This is a genomic window from Streptomyces sp. NPDC005791, assembly GCF_042871485.1.
Classification (GTDB): Bacteria; Actinomycetota; Actinomycetes; order Streptomycetales; family Streptomycetaceae; genus Streptomyces.
The window spans coordinates 274,601-291,837 of record NZ_JBIAIP010000001.1; the positions used below are offsets into that span (position 1 = coordinate 274,601).

The 17,237-nt window shown below is 70.8% G+C and carries 18 protein-coding genes; 12 read left to right on the forward strand and 6 right to left on the reverse strand.

Annotated elements, in window-relative coordinates; genetic code table 11:
- Positions 1–3: 3 nt before the first annotated feature.
- Positions 4–579 carry a YrhB domain-containing protein gene (locus ACFYSH_RS01390; RefSeq protein WP_359465399.1) on the reverse strand — a complete coding sequence of 192 codons (576 nt, stop codon included), beginning with the start codon at positions 577–579 and terminating at the stop codon, positions 4–6.
- Positions 580–683: 104 nt separating this feature from the next.
- On the opposite strand from ACFYSH_RS01390, the gene ACFYSH_RS01395 reads away from it, so the two are divergent.
- The 6 genes from ACFYSH_RS01395 to ACFYSH_RS01420 all read left to right on the forward strand — a co-directional run bounded on the left by ACFYSH_RS01395 (position 684) and on the right by ACFYSH_RS01420 (position 7,186).
- Positions 684–1,220, forward strand: coding sequence for a VOC family protein (locus ACFYSH_RS01395; RefSeq protein WP_388750204.1), 537 nt, complete (start codon positions 684–686; stop codon positions 1,218–1,220).
- Positions 1,213–2,016 (forward strand): MerR family transcriptional regulator, encoded by an 804-nt coding sequence (locus ACFYSH_RS01400; protein WP_388750207.1) that lies wholly within the window; start codon positions 1,213–1,215, stop codon positions 2,014–2,016. The genes ACFYSH_RS01395 and ACFYSH_RS01400 overlap by 8 nt, the downstream gene beginning before the upstream one ends.
- Positions 2,017–2,131: 115 nt before the next feature.
- On the forward strand, positions 2,132–2,869 hold the full coding sequence (locus ACFYSH_RS01405; protein ID WP_388750210.1) for an enoyl-CoA hydratase family protein: 738 nt from the start codon (positions 2,132–2,134) through the stop codon (positions 2,867–2,869).
- On the forward strand, positions 2,857–3,441 hold the full coding sequence (locus ACFYSH_RS01410) for a TetR/AcrR family transcriptional regulator (protein WP_359465393.1): 585 nt from the start codon (positions 2,857–2,859) through the stop codon (positions 3,439–3,441). Before ACFYSH_RS01405 ends, ACFYSH_RS01410 begins: the two co-directional genes overlap by 13 nt.
- 209 nt (positions 3,442–3,650) lie before the next feature.
- A complete protein-coding gene (locus tag ACFYSH_RS01415) occupies positions 3,651–4,586 on the forward strand; it encodes an STM4015 family protein (RefSeq protein WP_359465392.1) in 936 nt (311 codons plus the stop codon).
- A gap of 38 nt (positions 4,587–4,624) precedes the next feature.
- Positions 4,625–7,186, forward strand: coding sequence for a hypothetical protein (locus tag ACFYSH_RS01420; RefSeq protein ID WP_359465390.1), 2,562 nt, complete (start codon positions 4,625–4,627; stop codon positions 7,184–7,186).
- Between the two features lie 78 nt (positions 7,187–7,264).
- Here the strand turns inward: ACFYSH_RS01420 and ACFYSH_RS01425 are convergent, their stop codons facing one another.
- Positions 7,265–7,915, reverse strand: a complete 651-nt coding sequence (locus tag ACFYSH_RS01425; protein ID WP_359465388.1) for a DUF6461 domain-containing protein — start codon at positions 7,913–7,915, stop codon at positions 7,265–7,267.
- 338 nt (positions 7,916–8,253) lie between these two features.
- Entirely contained in the window at positions 8,254–9,258 is a 1,005-nt protein-coding gene (locus ACFYSH_RS01430) for a MarR family transcriptional regulator (protein ID WP_388750214.1), read from the reverse strand.
- Between the two features lie 394 nt (positions 9,259–9,652).
- Between ACFYSH_RS01430 and ACFYSH_RS01435 the strand changes: the two genes are divergently transcribed.
- Positions 9,653–9,808 (forward strand): hypothetical protein, encoded by a 156-nt coding sequence (locus ACFYSH_RS01435; protein ID WP_388750217.1) that lies wholly within the window; start codon positions 9,653–9,655, stop codon positions 9,806–9,808.
- Between the two features lie 52 nt (positions 9,809–9,860).
- Positions 9,861–11,228 carry an AAA family ATPase gene (locus tag ACFYSH_RS01440; RefSeq protein WP_388750219.1) on the forward strand — a complete coding sequence of 456 codons (1,368 nt, stop codon included), beginning with the start codon at positions 9,861–9,863 and terminating at the stop codon, positions 11,226–11,228.
- A gap of 19 nt (positions 11,229–11,247) precedes the next feature.
- Here the strand turns inward: ACFYSH_RS01440 and ACFYSH_RS01445 are convergent, their stop codons facing one another.
- Positions 11,248–11,472 (reverse strand): DUF397 domain-containing protein, encoded by a 225-nt coding sequence (locus ACFYSH_RS01445; protein WP_359465381.1) that lies wholly within the window; start codon positions 11,470–11,472, stop codon positions 11,248–11,250.
- Positions 11,459–12,283 carry a Scr1 family TA system antitoxin-like transcriptional regulator gene (locus ACFYSH_RS01450; RefSeq protein WP_388750834.1) on the reverse strand — a complete coding sequence of 275 codons (825 nt, stop codon included), beginning with the start codon at positions 12,281–12,283 and terminating at the stop codon, positions 11,459–11,461. Before ACFYSH_RS01450 ends, ACFYSH_RS01445 begins: the two co-directional genes overlap by 14 nt.
- A gap of 155 nt (positions 12,284–12,438) precedes the next feature.
- Here ACFYSH_RS01450 and ACFYSH_RS01455 point away from each other — a divergent pair, with 155 nt between their 5' ends.
- From ACFYSH_RS01455 to ACFYSH_RS01470, 4 genes are all read left to right on the forward strand, one after another.
- Positions 12,439–12,672, forward strand: a complete 234-nt coding sequence (locus ACFYSH_RS01455; protein WP_388750222.1) for a hypothetical protein — start codon at positions 12,439–12,441, stop codon at positions 12,670–12,672.
- Positions 12,669–12,983 (forward strand): hypothetical protein, encoded by a 315-nt coding sequence (locus tag ACFYSH_RS01460; protein WP_388750225.1) that lies wholly within the window; start codon positions 12,669–12,671, stop codon positions 12,981–12,983. The genes ACFYSH_RS01455 and ACFYSH_RS01460 overlap by 4 nt, the downstream gene beginning before the upstream one ends.
- Positions 12,984–13,073: 90 nt before the next feature.
- A complete protein-coding gene (locus tag ACFYSH_RS01465) occupies positions 13,074–13,727 on the forward strand; it encodes a hypothetical protein (protein WP_388750228.1) in 654 nt (217 codons plus the stop codon).
- Positions 13,728–13,916: 189 nt separating this feature from the next.
- Positions 13,917–15,926, forward strand: a complete 2,010-nt coding sequence (locus tag ACFYSH_RS01470) for a WD40 repeat domain-containing serine/threonine protein kinase (RefSeq protein ID WP_388750231.1) — start codon at positions 13,917–13,919, stop codon at positions 15,924–15,926.
- 48 nt (positions 15,927–15,974) lie between these two features.
- Here the strand turns inward: ACFYSH_RS01470 and ACFYSH_RS01475 are convergent, their stop codons facing one another.
- The gene (locus tag ACFYSH_RS01475; RefSeq protein ID WP_388750234.1) at positions 15,975–17,084 is read right to left on the reverse strand and encodes a citrate synthase 2; all 1,110 of its coding nucleotides are present in this window, start codon (positions 17,082–17,084) and stop codon (positions 15,975–15,977) included.
- Between the last annotated feature and the right edge of the window lie 153 nt (positions 17,085–17,237).

Consider the following 17,237-nt stretch of genomic DNA (forward strand, 5'->3'; position numbering starts at 1 on the left):
CGGTCACGACGAACCGGCCTGGCCGGACCGCCCCTGACGGACGGTCGTCACGGCGAGCACCGGGTCGACGGGCTCGACGAGCGCCTCGACGGCGACAGCCACGAGTCGGGCCGGGGCATCGCCGTGCGTCAGCCCGCCGACGTACGCGAGGGCCTGGGACGGGGACAGCATCGGCAGTCTCCGGCGCAGTTCGCGCGCCGCGCGCATGCGTCCGAGTGCGGCGGTGACCTCGCGTATCCCGTCGTGCAGGTCGTCCACAGGAGTGCGGACGGCCAGCCCACGGATGCGGACACGGTAGTCGGCCTCCCATTCCCCGCCGACTGCTGAGACGGCCCCGATGAGGTGCAACGATCCGTCGACGCGGTCGACCAGATAGGGGCCGTGGCCGATCAGCAGGGCAGCGCGGTCCTGGGTGCGCGCGTACTCCTCGGACTGCCAGTGGACCTTCCACACCAGCTCGTGCGGCGTCACCCCCAGCACTGTCGTGCGCACCGGGTCCACGCCCAGAGCCGCCGACTTCCGGTACACGCGGTCCAGCTCTTCCTCGACGATGCGCACTGCGGTCTCTCGCCCGATCACCCGACCAGCATCCACCACGCGACAGCTGCCGGCCGGCGTGTTTCGGCCCGCGGTCACGGACTCGGCTTGACCCTCACGTCGCGTGAGGCCGGAGGGTGGTGCACATGAGCGACTACTACAACGCGTTCGAGACGAGCCCTGTCCCCGCTCCCGGCCCGGACGCGGTGCCGCCGGAGCTGTTCCGCGGCATCTACGGAATGCCCGCGTTCGCGACGATCCCCACGAGCGACCTGGAGGCGTCGGTGGACTTCTGGGTGCGTGGGCTCGGGTTCTTCGAGCTGTTCGGCATCCCCGGCACGCTGGTGCATCTGCGCCGGTGGGCCTTCCAGGACGTACTTCTCGTCTCGGCGGCGAGCGTTCCGGAGCAGGCACCCGCGATGAGCGTCAGTTTCTCGTGTGTGCTCAGTCAGGTCGACTCCCTCGTCGAGGACTGCCGAGCGCTGCGCCCGGACTCGGTCGACGGTCCACGGGACACCCCCTGGAACACCCGCGACATCACCGTGATCACCCCGGAGAACGCACGGATCGTGCTCACCGCGGCGAAGCCCTTCGATCCGGCAAGTCAGGAGGCGCGGAACCTCGAAGCGATCGGGATCACCCCACCGGACGCCGATCCCGGAGACAATGGGGAGCATGCCTGATGCCACTGCTCCCGACGGCCTGACCGTCGGTCAGGTCTCGGCGCGACTGGGCGTGACCGTCCGCGCGCTGCACCACTGGGACGAGATCGGTCTCGCGCGACCGTCACTGCGCACGGCTGCCGGATACCGGCTCTACACCGCCGATGATCTGGAACGCCTCCACCGCATCGTCGTCTACCGCGAGACCGGTCTCGGCCTGGACAGGATCCGGGCGGTCCTGGACGACTCCGCCGTCGACGTGCCCGGCGCACTGCGCGCGCAGCGCACCCAGGTCGCCGAACGGATCGACCGCCTCCAGCGGCTGAGCACCGGACTGGACCGGATGATCGACGCCCATGAGCGCGGTCTGCTGCTGACCGTCGAGCAGCAGACCGCGATCTTCGGCCCCCGGTGGAACCCGGACTGGGCCGCGGAAGCCCGGCAGCGCTACGGAGCCACGGCGCAGTGGCAGCAGTACGCCGAACGCTCGGCCTCCCGTGGTCCGCAGGAATGGCGGGACGTCGTCGGCACGGTTACCGACCTCGACCGTGCCCTCGCCGACGCGATGGACGCCGGCGTCGCCCCTGGCAGCCCGGAAGCGAACCGACTCGTCGAGCGGCACCGCGAAGTCTTCGCCGCGTACTTCCCCCTCACCCGGCAGATGCAGGTGTGTCTCGGCCGGATGTACGAGGCCGATCCTGCCTTCGCCGCCCACTACGACGGCATCCGCGCCGGTCTCGCCACGTGGTTCCGTCGCATCGTCGACGCCGGTGCGCGCGCCCACGGCATCGACCCCGACACCGCGACCTGGGAGTAGCGGCCGGGGCCGACCCGGAGGTGTCGCGGGGACAGAATCATGCAAGCGTGCTTGCTTGTTCTGTTCACTGCTGCGACGCTCGGTGGGACGGTCCGGCCAGAAGGAGGCGCACCGCATGCCGCTGCTCGCCCCACCCGCCCACGAGCGGGGCGTCACCACCCTCACCCTCGACAACCCGGCCAACCGGAACGCCCTGAGCGCGGGGCTGGTGCGGGAAGTGAGCGAGGCCCTCGACGTCTGCGCGGCCGACGACGCCGTACGGGCCGTCGTCCTCACCCACACCGGCAACACGTTCTGCGCGGGCGCCGACCTCACCGCGCCGCCCGATCCGCACGACCTCGTCGCCCTCATGCGGCGCGTCGTCGCCCTGCCCAAGCCTGTCGTCGCCCGGGTCACCGGACATGTCCGGGCCGGCGGTCTCGGGCTGCTCGGGGCGTGCGACATCTCCGTCGCGGGCCCCGAGTCCTCCTTCGCCCTCACCGAGTCCCGCCTGGGCCTCGCCCCCGCCGTGATCTCCCTGCCGCTGCTGCCGCGCCTCGACCCACGCGCCGCAGGCCGCTACTACCTCACCGGGGAACGCTTCGGCGCTGCGGAAGCGGCCCGCATCGGCCTCGTGAGCGTCGCCGCGGACGAGGTGGACAAGGCGCTCGAACCGGTACTGGACGGACTGCGCAGGGCGTCACCGCAGGGGCTGGCCGCATCGAAGGAGCTGGTCACGGCTACTGTGCTGCGGAGTTTCGACAGTCACGCCGAAGACCTCATCGCCCGCTCCGCAGCGCTCTTCGCCTCCGACGACGCACGGGAGGGGATGACGGCCTTCCTGGAACGACGGGATCCCGCATGGGTGCTGTGACGCCCCCGAAGCAGGACAGGAGCCGCGCCACCCGGCAGCGACTCCTGGCGTCGGCGGTCGCCTGTCTCGCCGAACGCGGCTGGGCGGGCTCCACCGTCTCCGTCGTCGCCGAACACGCCGGGGTCTCGCGGGGCGCCGCCCAGCACCACTTCCCGACCCGGGAGGACCTGTTCACCGGCGCCGTCGAGTACGTCGCCGAGGAACGCTCCGCCGCCCTGCGCGCCCTGCCCGTCCAGGGCCGCGCCGAGGTCGTCGCCGCGCTCGTCGACCTCTACACCGGACCGCTGTTCCGCGCCGCGCTCCAACTCTGGGTCGCCGCCTCCAACGAAGCCCCGCTCCGGCCCCGCGTCACCGAACTCGAAGCGCGCGTGGGCCGCGAGACGCACCACATCGCCGTGGAACTGCTCGGCGCCGACGAGACCCGGCCCGGGGTGCGCGAGACGGTGCAGGGCCTCCTGGACATGGCCCGGGGGCTGGGGCTCGCCAACCTGCTGACCGACGACGCCGCCCGCCGGGGCAGGGTCGTGGCGCAGTGGGCGGCCCTCCTGGACGAGGCGTTGGGCAGTCGTTGAGAAGTCACGGACAGAGAGCGGCCTCTTTTGCCCGATATGGGTGTCCGTAACTCCCCCACGACGAAGCGGATCGTGCGCGGTCGGCAGGCGTTCGCCGCGCACCCGGGCGGCGGGGGCGGCGATGAGGGTGCGTGAGCGGCTGTGTCGTCACCGGCTGGTAGAACAAGGGGAGTTGTAGCCGCCACCGAAGGACGACTGTGATCGATTGTGTGAGGCACTTCCATGGCCTGCCCGCTCTTACCTTCCCGCCGTTCACCCACAGCGGGCCTCTGCCCGCCGCCGACGCCGCGGCCTGGCGTGTCGAGCTCAGCGAAGGGGACGGCGACGAGGCCTCGGACGTCTACTGGGAGCGCTTCCTCACGACCATGCCGGCCGAGGACGTACGCGCGCTGATCATCGGCAACCCGTGGTACACGGAGCACGGCCTGGGCGGCATGACCGAGGGGCTGGTCGAGGCGAGCTCCCGGCTCGTCAATCTGGAGGCACTGTTCCTCGGCGACGTCGTCTCCGAACAGTGCGAGCTCTCCTGGATGGCGCATTCCGACGTCACCCCCGTCCTCGAGGCCTACCCCCGGCTGCGGGAGCTCTCGGTGCGGGGCAGCTCCGGCCTGAAGTTCCCGGCCGTGCGCCACGAGGCCCTGCGCACCCTGCGCTTCGAGTGCGGCGGGCTGCCCGCCGAGGTGGTGCGCGGTGTCCTGGCCTCCGACCTGCCGGCCCTGGAACACCTGGAGCTGTGGCTGGGCGACGAGTACTACGGCTGTGACACGACCCTGGAGGACCTCGCGCCGCTGCTGGAGGGCACGCGCTTCCCCGCGCTGCGGCACCTGGGGATCCAGAACAGCTACTTCCAGGACGAGATAGCCGCCGCCGTGGCACACGCACCGGTCGTGGCCCGCCTCGAATCGCTCAGCCTGTCGTTGGGGACGCTCGGCGACGTCGGGGCACAGGCGCTGCTGAACGGACAGCCGCTCACCCACCTGCGCGCGCTCGACCTGCACCACCACTTCCTGAGCGACGCCATGATGCTGCGGGTCTGGGAGGCGCTCGAGCCCGCCGGCGTACGGGTCGACCTGTCCGGTCGGGAGGACGAGGACGACGACGAGGACGACGAGGACGGCGGGCGTTACGTCGCCGCCTCCGAATGAATCCCCTCCCCGGACACCGCCCCCGCGAAAGGCCTTCCGTGTCGCACACCTCCGACGGCTTCGACCCCGACGCCCAGCTCCTCGCCAGCGCCCACCTGGACCGCCGTGCACCCTGGCTGGACCCCACCGGACCCGTGCCGCCCTACCACCTCCTGCAAGCGGCGTTCACCACCGGCCGCAGCCCCGCCGAGGCCAGGGACCGGTTCGCCGAGCTCGGCTACCAGGTGCCCACGCCCGAGGAACTGGCCGCGCTCCCGGCCGATGCCGAGAAGCTGGTCAGCTTCAACCTCGACGGCGTCTTCCCCTGGGTGCGGCCCTATTTCGCTTCCAGGATGCGCGGCTTCATCCTCTGGGCGGCCGCAGAGCTGAAACGTTCGCCCGCCGAACTCGCCGCCGAGTACGTCGCACTCGGCCTCCCGGTACGGGACCCCGGGCGGTTCCCCGCCTCGGTGTACGAGGACGACCTGATCCTGGTCAGCGAAAGGATGACCGGCGAGTGGCCCTGGTACGAGGAGACCGACCCCGCCACCATGCGGGGCCGCATCCTCCGGGCTGCCGAACGGCTGGAGGCGCCACCCGCCGAGGTCGCCGCCCGGTACGCCCGGCTGGGATACCGGACGCCCGGCCTGGAGAACGCGCCTGAGCGCATCGGCCACCGCGAACTCCGCCTGGCCGCCGACCGCGTGGACGGCAACGCCCCCTGGCTCGCCGACGACGCCCCCGTGCCGCTCAGCCGGATACTCCTGATCGTCGACCGCACCGGGGACAAGGACGACACGAAGGATCCGGAGAGGACGGCGGCCGCCGCCGGCCTGGCGTGCCGGGACCTCGCCGCACTCGGCTACCGGGTCGAGCCCGGCGTCGCGGGGCTCACCACCGACGATCTCCTGCTCGTCAGCCGGGAGATGAACGGCGCACCCCCCTGGCTGGACGAGACCCAGCCCGTGCCGGTCGCCCATGTCCTGCGCCTGGCGGAGAAGCAGGACGGCAACCCCAACGCGCTCGTCATGCGACTCACCGCCCTCGGGTACCGCGAGGTCCCCCAGGGCTCGCTGGCCGACCGGGTGACCGCCGAGGAGCTGGCCCTGGCCGGAGCCAGACGCACGGAACGGGGCAACGACACGACGCAGCGATGGCTCGAACAGGACGACCCCCAGTGGCTGCCCCACGTCCTGAAGGTCTCCGTCCGGACCGGGAAGCCCCCCGCCGAGGTCATGACACGCCTGCGAGCACTCGGCTACCGCATCCCGGAGGTGACACCGCCCTCCACGGTGTCCGACGAGGACGTACGCCTGGTCAGCAGGTCGCTCGACGGTGAGGCGGCATGGCTCGACCCCCTGGCGCCCGTGTCGATCCCCCACGTCCTACGGGCCGCGCACGCCCGGGGCACGTCCCCCCGGGACGTCCTGACCCGGCTGGCGGAGCTGGGACTCACCCGCCTGCCCACCGTCCCGGACCGGACCGTCACGGAGGACGACCTCCGGCTCGTCAGCGTGGACGGACGGGCCTCCGGCAACTGGCTGGGCGACACCGTGCCGTACGGGCGTGTCCTGTTCGAGGCCGCCACCACCGGCCACGGCGTCCAGGAGGCCGTGGACCGGTACCGGGAGCTCGGCTACACCGGTCTCGCCCTTCCGGACACCCCGCTTCCCGATGCGGTGTCCGAGGAGGACCTCCTCCTGTTCCGGCTCGGGAAGCACACCTGGCAACCCGACTGGCCGGGCGTGGACGGGGAGATCCCGCTGCCGCACATCCTCCTGAGGGCGAGCGCCGAGGCCGTCCCGCCCGCCGAGATCGGCCGGCGCCTGCGCAGCCTGGGGTTCCGCGGCCTTCCCGCCGCGCTGCCCGACACCCCGTTCCCCGGCGATCCCGTCGTGGTCAGCGCGGCACGACGCCCCGCGGAGCCCTGGCTCGACCCGCACAGCACCGTGTCGACGGATCACGTGTGGGCGACCGCCCGGACGTTGGACATCAACCCGTACGACGTCGCGAACCGGCTGCTCGCCCTCGGGTACACCCTCCCCTTCGCCCTGCGGCCCGAGGACCGCCTGCTCTTCAGCCTCAACGCCGACGGAGGTGCGCCCTGGTCGTCGTCCGCAGGCATCGGGCACCTCCTGCTCGCCGCGAAGACCCTGGGCCGGACGCCCGCCGAGATCGCCACCCGCAGGGCGGAACTGGGCTGCGCCTGGCATGACCTGCCGGAGACGGCGGGCTTCGACGACGAGGACGTCCTCGTGCTCAGCGAGAACCTCGACTCCCGGGCTCCCTGGTTCGCCTGGGACAGCACCCCGTCGCTGCTCCACGTGCTGCGCGCGGCCCGGGCGACCGGCCGCAGCCCTCAGGAGACCGCCGCGCGACTGGCCCGGCTCGGCCACGGTGTCACCCTGCCCGGACCGGTCGGGTCGGAGGACATCCCCCTGCTGGAGGCCATGGGCCGGGCCAGGCACGCCCCGGGGGTCGAGCACGTCCTGACCATGGCGAGCGGCACCGGCCGGAGCCCCGCCGAGGTGGCCGCGAGCCTGAGGGCGCTGGGCTACGACGTGCCGGACGCCGCCTACCCGACCCGGCGGCCCGCCCCCACCGCGCCGGGCAGGCCCTGACCGTGCCGGGGCCCCGGTAGCGGACCGCCCCCGGGCCCCGGCACCGCGCGTCCTTCCCGGGCGTCCTTCCCGGTGTCGTCAGCCGAACGGCACGATCAGCAGCGGGAGTCGGCGTACGTCGTTCAGGGTGAGCGCGAGGCCCGCCAGTGCGCAGGCGGCACGCATGGTGATCAGCCCATCGGCCTCGCCGGGCTCGAAGTCCTCCATCTCGACGGTGCCGGCGGCCTCGAACGCCGCGCGCAGTCCGGCGGGCATGGCGGGGATGTCCTTCTCCGGATCGAGGCTGTCCACGTCGACCCACTCGATCTGCTCGCCGTCGACGGCATGGATGAGACTGGCGTCCCCGTTGATGGTGTACACGCTCATGGCCGCTGTCCGCCCATCGGCGGACAGCGCCTTCGTCATCTCGTCGTCGTAGGTGAACCCGGAGTCGTCGTAGACGAAGGTCCACTCACCGATGCGTCCCGCCAACAGTGCGGCAGCGGTTCCCGGTTCGATGCCGAGGGCCGCACAGGGCAGTGACGTCCACTCGTCCGGCCTGCTGTCGGGCAGCTCGCAGGACCGGATCAACCCGGGCTTGGCGCCCAGCACCCGCAGCGCTTCCGCCGGCTCGATGCCGCGCACGACGTGCAGGATGTGGTTCGGGTCGCAGTTGGCCAGCTCACTGATCCATATCGGCGTTCCCTCGGAGTCGAGCGTGTGCGGCGGAAAACCAGGGGTGGGCATCATCGGCCTCTCTCGTCATCGGCACGAGCGGCGCCCCGCCCTTCCGTCGCTGCCGCGGTGGACGCGTCCACACCACCACGGTGGCCGGATCGCGCACCGTGGGCCGCGATGATCACGATAAGGGCTCGGGGTCGGTAACTCCTGCACTCATGCCGGTGTTTGAGAGGGCGTCAGGCAGTGCAGGCCGGATCGGCCGGTCATGGAGGGGAACCCACCACCGCTGTCCGCAGTGCCACCGGCCCTCGCGGGTGCTGCGGCCCCGAGTGTGTCGCGGCGCTACGGGCCCGTCCGCCGTGGCCGGTGCGAGCACAGCGCCTTCCGGCTCGGGAGGCGGTGCCGGCTCAGCGCGACCTCAGCAGTTCGCGCACGTGGCCCGCGCGGGCGCGGACGTCGGACTCGGCGAGGCCCCCGGCCGGGAGGGCCATCGGCTCCGGGGGGCCGGGCCGGTGGCAGGGGCGGCACAGCCCGTCGGGCAGTGCCTCCGGGCGCCCGGGCACACCGCACTTGGTGCACTCCAGCATCGTGTGGTGGACGGGCCCGCCGGGTGCGGGCGGTGCGACGGCGGGGGCCACGCGCGGCGGGATCTTGTCGTCGAGGCGCCGCCGGACGAGCCCCACGGGTGAGCCGACCTGCGGGGGGAGCCCGGCGACGAGGGCCCGGGTCAGGTACTCGGTGCTCACGCCCCGGGCCAGCCACTCGGCGGCCCGCGCCTCCAGGACCGCGCAGTCGGCGGCGGAGAGCGCCAGCCGGGGATCGACGCGGCCGAGCTGCGCCAGGGCCAGGTAAGCGGGCGAGGGAGCGCCGGACGGCGGGACGGGCGCGGGCTCCGTGGCCCGCTGCTGCGGTACGGCCGGGGCGGCGGGCGGAGCCGCCACGGGGGCCGGTTCCTCTACGGGGCCCCAGGGAGGCGGCGGGGGCGTGGTGTCGTCCGGCGCCGCTTCGCGGTCCTCGGCGACGAGGTGGGAGGCCCACCACTCGTTGTCGCGGGCGGTACGGGACCAGAACGTCCGGAAGACCCAGCGGACCTGGTCACCCTCGCCGACGAGGCACCGTACGCGCCGCAGGTGCCCGGCGACGGACAGGGCCCGCAGAGCGGAACCGACCGCCTGCTGGCCGTAGAGCGGCAACTGCTTGGCCAGGCTCTTCACGTCCATGGCCGCGCCGTCGGGGAGGTGGTCGACGAACCCGGCGACGTACCGCTCGCGCTCGGGCAGGAGCGCGAAGTCGTGGGCGCTCGGCTCGGGTCGGTCCGGCATGGACCGCTTGCCGTAACCGGGATTGGCCATCGGGTACGGGCGGGAGAGCGCGGGGGCGCAGGGGGCGGGACTAGGCTGCTGGTTAGCCACGGGATCGCTGCTTTCGATCTTGGGGTGAGACCCCGGCCGGTGCGTCCAACACCGCGTCGGGGTCGTTCGTTTGGTCGCACCGTAAGCAGCCGTGACGCTTCGCGGCAAGTCGGTCACGAATAGTCATACTTGCTGGCCGTGACGGGTGGGGGAGGTGGGGGAGGTTTCCCCAAACCCTTCTTTTCCCTACCGGTTGTAAGACGCCGCTCGGATCTCGGCGCTCGCATCCCGACGCCCGGATCCCGAAGCCCGAGCTTCGGGCGAGCCCTTCTCCGCGTACACCCTGAAGAGTGAACCGGGCGTCTCCGGCGCTCGGGTCACGAGATGCGAGATCCGAGCGCCGGACGCATCCCGCACCCGGGACCGGGACAAGGTCAGCCTCGACATCAGGTAGGTGAAGGACTCGGCTCTGGACGATACGGACAGCCGACTGCAGCCCGAGGTCATTGCCCAGGAGATCGTTCAGGACCTCCAAGGGGCGCTCAGCGAGTTCGCGATCACCGCCGAGGCCCTCGGCGGCGAAATCCCGGCCGGCGCCGAGGTGGAGTAGGAGACTCTTCCCAGCACCTCACGCCCCCACCGATCGAACGGACACCGCTCTCATGTACGTCAGCCGGGTTTCCGTCCAGGACATCAAGTCGTTCAACGGTCCGCGCCAGGTCGACCTGCGTCTGACCCGCCCGGACGGCACCCACGCCGGATGGACGGTCCTGGCAGGGCGGAACGGCGCCGGTAAGACCACTCTGCTGCGGGCGATCGCGTTCGCACTCAGCGGTCCGGTAGCCGCCCGTGGACTGGTCCCCGGATTCGACAACTGGGTGGCGCACGGAGCCGCTGAAGGACGCATCGAGCTGGAGGTCACCCGGGACACCGAGTACGACCAGTTCTCGCACGGTCGCCCGCCTGCCGGCCCGTGCAAGGCTGGACTCCTGTGGGCCGCCCCCAGTGACGGTGGATCGGACGGCAGGCCGATCGGGCGACGCGGGGTACAGCCCTCACTGGAAGAGATCACCTACACCGAAGCCGCCAGCAGCAACGCCCGGCGGGGACCTTGGGCGGACAACCCCGTCGGCTGGTTCTGTGCCGGGTATGGGCCGTTCCGCAGGATGGCGGGCGGGTCGGGCGAGGTCCAGCGGTTGATGCTCGCTTCCGGGCCGGTGGCGCGGCTGGCGAGCCTCTTCCATGAGGACGCCTCACTCGCCGAGGGAGTCGCCTGGCTCATCGAACAGCACCTGCGTGCGCTGGAGGGCCGGGCCGGGGCGGCCGTCCTGAAGAACACGGCACTCGCCATCCTCCAGGACGGGCTCTTGCCCGACGGGTACCGCATCATCGACGTCGACTCGGAGGGCCTCTGGGTGGAGCGGGACGGCATCCGCTTCCCCCTGCGAGAGATGAGCGACGGTTTCCGTACCGTGGCCGCGCTGGTCGTCGACATCCTCAAGCAGATCCACAACACCTTCGGTGACGCGGTGGTGGCGGACGCCGACGAGGGGATGCTCTTCAACCGGGTGCCGGGCATCGTCATCATCGACGAGATCGACGCCCACCTCCACGTCTCCTGGCAACGCCGCATCGGTTCATGGCTGACCAGACACTTTCCGAACATCCAGTTCATCGTCACCACGCACAGCCCTTACGTCTGCCAATCCGCAGACCCGGGTGGGCTCATCCGACTTCCTGGGGTCGACGAGGAGGATCCTCCGGAGGTCGTCGGAGAGGACCTGTACGAACGCGTGGTCTACGGCAGCGGGGACGACGCGGTGTTGTCCGACCTTTTCGGCCTGGACACCCCGTACTCCGAGCAGGCCGAGCGTAAGCGGGGCGAGCTGGTGGCTCTGGAGATGGACATGCTCCGGGGCCACGCTGATACCGGGACGACCGACCGGCACAGGAAGCTCAAGCGGCTGCTCACCAGCTCGCCGGCAGCCCGGCTCCGCGATCCGGCACTGCGCGCGGGATTTCTCGACTGACCGGGCAGAACGATGGCGGTCAGGCGTCGAGGCAGCCACTCCTGATGGCGGCGACGAAGGACGACCAACTGTCGACTGAGACCATCACTGCCGGCCCGTTCACGGCCTTGCTGTCCCGCACAGGGACCACGTCGTAGCCGACAGCTACCTCAAGGCATTCACCCTGGTCACCACCACTGTAGGTGGACTTGTGCCACCCGGAGATGGCTGATGAATCGGCGACGGTGCGCTCACTGTTGGGCATGTTGGTGTTCCTCCGCTGCGGCCCTGATCAGGGCCAGTGAATCCTTGTGCGACAACGCGTCGCCTAGCGAAAGAGCGTAGGCCGTCTGACTGGCACTCACCAGCGCTGGGTCGTCCATCAAGTGCCCTGTGCGGAAGCCTTCGACGTAAGCCACAGGGGCCGAGTCCGTGAAACTCAGCAGAGTGACCAGGCTCTGGAGGAGCGCGTGGGCCCCGGCTTCGTACGGAACCACGTGCAGCCGAATTCGCCCTGCGTCGGCCAAGTCGGCGACGCTGTTGAGCTGCTCGGCCATGACGCGGGCTCCACCGATCCGGCGACGGAGAGCGGCTTCGTCCAGCATTGTCCATACGGTGGGGCGAAGCGGACTGTCGAGAATATGGGCGCGTTCCGTTCGGATGACGACATCTCTGTCAAGTTCCTCGCGCCGGTGGTTCGGCCGGTAGGCCTGGAAGAGTGCCCGCGCGTAGCTATCCGTTTGTAAAAGGCCAGGCACGAGCGTGAGGCCGAACTGCCGGATCTCCGTCGCCTGCCGTTCCAGTTCGGCCACCGCCGCGAAGTGGTCGACGAACTTCGTGTCCAGGTCCTCCAGCCACCGGGCGAAGAACCCGTCCGTGGCCAGGGCTCGGTCGATCCGCTGGGCGTCATCCGGGTTCGGCAGTCGGCGGCCGGCCTCGAAGTGGCTGATGAGTGTCGGCGAGCACACGATCCGCTCGCTCAGCGCCTCCTGGGTCAGCCCGGCCGTGGTGCGCCTGAGCCGCAACTCCTCGCCGTACTTCGCTCGTGCCGTGCGCGGCCTGTGGTGCGACGCCATGCGACCAACTCCCCGGGATGACAGGCGCGCTGTCATGCGCGCACCCCTGGCAGCGTAGCGAGGAGCGACCTCATGCTGTGAATGATCCGTCACGGAGCGCAGTTGTTCGCTCCTTCGTATGGCGTGTCCACGAAACGCGAGGAAGGCAGGAAGACATGAGGGACCGCATCGCCCGGCTTTACGGGCTGCTGGTGAGAAGGCCGGCGCCGGACACGGAGCATCGTCCCGGCGGGATCACGGCACGCTGCACCGGTGAGCGTCCGCCGCGCGGCGAGGACAGCCCGCTGGTGCGTCCGTACTACGTGGCCCACGAGCGGGAACGGCTCGCGGAGCTGAGGCGGCGGCGTGTGCTCGTGGTCGCCCGGCGCGGACGGGAGGAGACGGCGTGAGGACGGAATCCGAGGAAGCGCGGCTGCTCCCGTGGACGACGGTGGACGGCAAGCCCTGCTACCTCCTCGGAGACGGCGCGGGCACGGTGTCGCGGATCGCGGACCGGGTGGAGAGGGCCCAACTGTCCATGGCCGGGGATCTGCTCGGCCACGCTGCGGACCTTCTGGCCGACCGCCGGTCGACCGGCGTCCAGGTGCACTACCTCGCGTGCCGCCTGGCCGAGTCGCTGGGCGACGTACGGCGTGTGGCCGAGAGCCGGGGGCGAAGGCTGGACGAGGGCTCGAACGCCGACGGAACGAACGAGAGGTGATTGGCCGTCAATCGCCTTGACCACCCGTTGCGGCACGCGAATGCTGATCGAACCGATCACGCGCGTACGTCACAGCACGGGGGCTCCCTCATGGCCATTCCCAGGCCGAACACCCACCAGTTCGACGCCTTCACCGCCAACCTCGCCTACGCCAGGAAGATGGTGAACGCCGGCAAGTACCTGGCCCCCTTCCGCTCGCCGGAGATCGATGTCGACGACTTCTACCGTGCGGCCTGGGTGCAGGCGGTCGCCGCCATCGATCACTGGTTCCACGAGGAGCTGTTCCACCGCGTAGGACTGCTGGCGGCGAAGGACAGTCCGGACATGCCGGTCCAGTTGCGCAACTTCGAGCTGCCGCTGCACCGGATCGAAGCCGTCTCCAGGGCGGACATCACGCTCTCCGAAGCTGTCGTCGAGCATGTGCGGGACAAGTGGAGCAACGCCTCGCTCCAGAATCCGCGCAAGATCAGCGAGGCGCTGAAACTCGTGACGGAGAAGAACGTGTGGCAGGAGGCGGCGGTCCAGATCAACACCTGGCACGGTCAGCGCACCGCGCACACGGACAAGACGCTGAAGAAGCAGTTCTTCGCCATCACCGACCGCCGCAACAAGATCGCCCACGACGCCGACCTCCTCGGCGGAGACCTCAAGCAGCGCCGCACCCTCACGGACGCCGAGGTGTCCGACGCGATCGACTGGATCGACCGGGTGGCGCTGGCCATCGCCCACGTCCTCGACGAGTGAGGGCGCCTATGCCCGGCAAGCCGTTTCCTCCACCCGTGCAGTGTTAACGTGCCTCGTCGACTGGGCACTTCGGACTTCAGGGCTGCCAGGTAGGGCGTAGACCGGAGAGGTGCCGACGGCAGTTGCTTGTGTGATCGTCCATTCTCGCGTCGGTCCGGGGCGCGAGTTCTCGCGTGTGAGGAGGAACCGGTGGAGCCGTTGCGTGCTGACGATCCAGAGCGGATCGGGAGCTACCGGCTGCGAGGCCGCCTGGGCGCGGGCGGTATGGGCGTCGTCTTCCTGGGTGTCTCACCCGGGGGCCGGAAAGTCGCGGTCAAGGTCATCAGGGCGGAGCTCGCACAGACGCCCTCGTACCGCGCCCGGTTCGCGCGTGAGGTCGAGGTGGCGCGGCGGGTCGGCGGTTTCCATACGGCGCAGGTCGTGGACGCCGACACCGAGGCGGAAGCGCCATGGCTGGTGACCGCGTTCATCGACGGGCCGTCCCTGCACGCCGTGGTGACCGAGGGCGGTCCTCTGTCGGCCGGTGAGGTGCTGGCGCTGGCGGCAGGACTCGCGGAAGGGCTGGGTGCCATTCACGCCGGCGACCTGGTTCACCGGGATTTGAAGCCCGGGAACGTGATCATGGCTGCGGACGGACCGCGGATCATCGACTTCGGGATCGCCCAGGTCGCCGACGCCGGCGCATTCATGACCACCACGGGAGTGGTTCTGGGCACGCCGTCGTACACCTCGCCCGAACAGGTGCGCGGGCAGTCGGTCGGTCCTGCCGCCGACGTCTTCTCGCTCGGGAGCGTGCTCGCCTTCGCCGCCACCGGGCGGAGTCCGTTCGCGGCCCCGACGCTGTTGGCGATATCCCACCGGATCTGCAACGAGACCCCCGACCTCGACGGCGTCTCCGGCGAGCTGCGTGCCCTGATCGAGGCCTGTCTGGCCAAGGACCCGGAGTCGCGCCCCGGACCGGTCGCGATCCTCTCTGCGCTGGCCGGTCCGGAAGACGCGACCGAGGTCCTGACGCGTCTACGCGAGACCTCCCCCCTGACCCTCCTGGCAGAGCCGCCCCCGCCCACTGTCCCGACGAGCCGGGAGCCTGCGGCACAACCGCCGTCGGCCCCACCGGTGCCGGAGTTCACCGGGCCCACGGCACGTGGCCGACGTGCCCTGTCACGGCGCGGGTTCGTCTTCGGAGCGGTCGGGCTGGTGGGCGCCGTCGCGGCCGGCGGGGCGACCTGGCTCCTCTGGCCGGAGGCAGGGGAGTTGACCGACGACTCCACCAGCGGGATCGCGTTCAGCCGCGATGGCAGGACGCTCATATCCACCCACCCCGCCTCAGCCGGAATGGTCCGTTTCTGGGACGTCGGCTCCGAAGAGCGGACGGCAGCGGTCGATGGAGACACCACCGGTGCCGGCTTTCCGGTGGTCAACCCCGACGGGAAGACGTTTGCCATGAATGAGGCGGATCAGCTCGTCCTGCGGGATGTGCGTACCGGCGTCGTCGTGGACGGCACCTACGCGCTCGCCGACAGAGCGGACATGTCGGTCTTTGCTGCCGACCCCGACATTACGTGCTTCACCGTCAGTCCCGATGGCAAGCTCCTCGTCATCGGCACGTCCACCGACGGCCCCGCGATCGTCGACATCGCCGACCGCGAGGTCGTCGCCAACCTGGTCCCGGAGGACCATGAATCCGGCCGCCCGGTGAGAGGCGTGAACGAACTGGCGTTCAGCCCTGACGGGAAGCGTCTCGCGGTTGCTGGCAGTTTGCCCTCCAGGGACACGGACTGGATCTCGATGGAGAAGCACGGCTGCACGGTGTGGGACGTAGCCCGTCGCCGAGTGCTGTCCGTCCTCCTCGCGGAGCCCACTTCCTCGGTGGCGTTCGGCGCGACCGGAAACACCGTCGCCACGGCGGGAGAGGCGGGCGTGCGGCTGTGGGACGTGAACACCGGCGACATCAGGAGCACCTTCACCGCAGAGCAGACGCACGCCCTGGCGTTCGGCCAGGACGGCAAGGCACTGCTGACCGCCGGGATGGGCGGAGTGCGGCTATGGGACACCGGCACCGGCCGACTCACCCGCGAACTCTCCGACAAACACGTCCAGTACGCGGCATTCAGCCCGGACGGCAAGGCTGTCGCCGCCGCAGGTGAGGACGAGTCCGAGGACTTCTCCCCCGGATGCTGGCTGTGGAAGCTCGACTGACCGGCCCGCCTCGGCGGGCCGGCCAGCCGGACCGTGCCGTCCCGTCCGTCAGTTCCCCAGGTCCGCCAGCTGCTCGTAGCCCTCGACCGAGCGGGGGTCGCGGGTGCCCGGACCGACGTACCTCGCCGAGGGGCGCACGAGGCGGCCCGTCCTCTTCTGTTCCAGGATGTGCGCCGACCAGCCCGCCGTGCGGGCGCAGCTGAACATCGACGTGAACATGTGTGCAGGGACCTCCGCGAAGTCCAGCACGATCGCCGCCCAGAACTCGACGTTCGTCGCCAGGACACGGTCCGGGCGGCGGGCGTGGAGCTCTTCCAGGGCCGCCTTCTCCAGGGCCTCGGCCACCTCGAAGCGCGGGGCGGCCAGCTCACGGGCCGTGCGGCGCAGGACGCGGGCGCGGGGGTCCTCGGCGCGGTAGACGCGGTGGCCGAAGCCCATCAGACGGTCGCCCTTGTCCAGGGCCTGCTTCACGTACGCCGTGGCGTCGCCCGTCCGCTCGATCTCCTCGATCATGCCGAGGACCCGGGACGGGGCACCACCGTGGAGGGGGCCCGACATCGCGCCCACCGCCCCGGACAGCGCCGCCGAGACGTCGGCGCCGGTCGACGCGATGACACGGGCGGTGAACGTCGAGGCGTTCATCCCGTGCTCGGCGGCCGACGTCCAGTAGGCGTCGACGGCCTTCACGTGCTTCGGATCCGGCTCACCGCGCCAGCGGATCATGAACCGCTCCACCACGGATCCGGCCTTGTCGATCTCACGCTGCGGGACCATCGGCAGACCCTGGCCACGGGCCGACTGGGCGACGTACGACAAGGCCATCACGGCGGCCCGCGCCAGGTCGTCGCGCGCGGTCCGCTCGTCGATGTCGAGCAGCGGTTTCAGACCCCACACCGGCGCCAGCATGGCGAGCGCGGACTGTACGTCGACGCGGATGTCGCCGGAGTGCACGGGGATCGGGAAGGGCTCGGCGGGCGGCAGACCGGGATTGAACGCCCCGTCCACCAGCAGACCCCAGACGTTGCCGAACGACACATGGCCGACGAGGTCCTCGATGTCGACGCCGCGGTACCGGAGCGAGCCGCCCTCCTTGTCGGGTTCGGCGATCTCCGTCTCGAACGCGACGACTCCTTCAAGTCCGGGTACGAAGTCGGACATGGGGCGGCTCCCTCGACTCGGCGGCTGTCTGACGGCCACAGAGGCCGTTCCACGATACTGGCGGGTTACCACGACGCGGGGAAGGGTGACGTCCGGCACAGCCTCCCGGCTCGCGGACCGGCGATCGCGGCCCTTCCCGCAAGGAATTCGGTC